At 75.9% G+C, this 1,924-nt stretch carries 2 protein-coding genes; both read left to right on the top strand.

Annotation, left to right across the window (positions count from 1 at the left end; translation table 11 throughout):
- The first annotated feature begins 149 nt into the window (after positions 1–149).
- Entirely contained in the window at positions 150–1,022 is an 873-nt protein-coding gene (locus AAHZ94_RS33385; RefSeq protein ID WP_349997447.1) for a bifunctional methylenetetrahydrofolate dehydrogenase/methenyltetrahydrofolate cyclohydrolase, read from the top strand.
- 29 nt (positions 1,023–1,051) lie between these two features.
- On the top strand, positions 1,052–1,549 hold the full coding sequence (locus AAHZ94_RS33380; RefSeq protein WP_349997446.1) for a DUF3017 domain-containing protein: 498 nt from the start codon (positions 1,052–1,054) through the stop codon (positions 1,547–1,549).
- Positions 1,550–1,924: the final 375 nt, after the last annotated feature.

Genomic DNA, 1,924 nt, shown 5'->3' with positions numbered 1-1,924 from the left:
CCCCCCCCCCCCCCCCCCCCCCCCCCCCCCCCCCCCCCCCCCCCCCCCGGCCCCGCCGCCGCCCGCCCGCCGGCGGGGGGGCGCCCCCCCCCCCCCCCCCCCCCCGGGGGGGGCCGCACCGGTCCCCGCTTATCCAGGAGGATGGGTCCATGACCGCCCAGATTCTCGACGGCAAGGCCACGGCCGCCGCGATCAAGTCCGAACTCACCACCCGCGTCGAGGCGCTCAAGGCGAAGGGCGTCCACCCCGGCCTTGGCACCCTGCTGGTGGGTGACGACCCGGGCAGCACCTGGTACGTGGCGGGCAAGCACCGCGACTGCGCACAGGTCGGCATCGCCTCCATCCGGCGCGAACTGCCCGACACCGCCACCCAGGAGGAGATCGAGGCGGTCGTCCGCGAACTCAACGACGACCCGGAGTGCACCGGCTACATCGTCCAACTGCCGCTCCCCAAGGGCATCGACACCAACCGGGTGCTTGAGCTGATGGACCCGGCCAAGGACGCCGACGGGCTGCACCCGATGAGCCTGGGCCGGCTCGTGATCGGCGAACCGGGCCCGCTGCCCTGCACCCCGTACGGGATCATCCAACTCCTGCGCCACCACAACGTGCAGATCGACGGCGCCCACGTCGTCGTCGTCGGCCGCGGCATCACCGTCGGCCGCTCCATCGGCCTGCTGCTGACCCGCAGGACCGAGAACGCGACCGTCACCCTGTGCCACACCGGCACCCGTGACCTGCCGGCCCTCCTCCAGCAGGCCGACATCGTCGTCGCCGCGGCCGGCGTGCGCCACCTCATCAAGGCGGAGCACATCAAGCCGGGCGCCGCCGTACTCGACGTGGGCGTCAGCCGCGACGAACACGGCAAGATCGCCGGCGACGTGGACCCCGGCGTGTCCGAGGTCGCCGGCTGGCTCTCGCCCAACCCGGGCGGCGTCGGCCCGATGACCCGGGCACAGTTGCTCGTCAACGTCGTCGAGGCCGCCGAGCGGACGCTCACCGCGGACGCGGCACAGGACTGAACCAGAAGCCGGGAGAGGGGCCGTCAGCCATGAGTGCGCACGCGAGCGGTGAGGGCGGCACGGCCGCCGCAGCAGCGCTGCCTGGGGCCGCGCAGGGCCCACGGGCCGGGACGGTGGCCCAGCGCCACTCCGGCCCCGGGCGCCCCTCGCGCAGATTCCCGCTGATCACCCGGGACACCGCACGCCCCGAGGGCGGCGGTCGCGCGGCCAGCGGCCAGGCCCCGGCACCGGCCCGCCAGTGGCCGCTGCTCACGGTCCTCGCCGGGGTCGCCGCCGGACTGCTCGTCGTCGCGCTCGACGCGCACCGCGCCGGCACCCTGGTGATCGGCATCTCGCTGCTGGTCGGCGCGGTGCTGCGCTGGGTGCTGCCGTCGGTCGGCATGCTCGCGGTCCGGTCGCGCTTCACCGACATGGTCACCTACGGCCTGCTCGGCACCCTGATCGCGCTGCTGTCGATGATGACGCAGCCCGATCCGTGGCTGGAGATCCCGTTCCTGGAGGACGTCGTCCACTACACGGTCCGCTGACGCGCCGCTGACTGCTGCCGGTCTGTCGGCGGGTTCTGTTCACCCGTTCTGCCAGCCCGTTCCGCCGGCCTCGCGCGCGTACGCGTACGGCTCAGATGCCATTGAGGCTGCGGAGCGGCTGGTGGCGTCGGCCCCGTGCGCGTACGCGTACGGCTCGCGCGCGTTCGGTCACGGCCCTGCCCGTGCCCGGCCGGTCCGACCCCGCCGCCCCGCGCGCGTACGCGCCCGCGTAGGCCGCGGGCACAGCGGTCGGGCCGGTGCGGCAGCGGTGGCAGCGGCGGTGTGACGACCGGCAGCACGCACGACGGGGGGGGGCGCCCCCCCCCCCCCGGGGGGGGGCGCCCCCCCCGGGGGGGCCCCCGCCCCCCCCCCCCC

The sequence above is a fragment of the Streptomyces sp. HSW2009 genome (assembly GCF_040240285.1).
In the GTDB taxonomy this organism is placed as follows: Bacteria; Actinomycetota; Actinomycetes; order Streptomycetales; family Streptomycetaceae; genus Streptomyces.
This window is presented reverse-complemented; position numbering and strand designations above follow the sequence as displayed.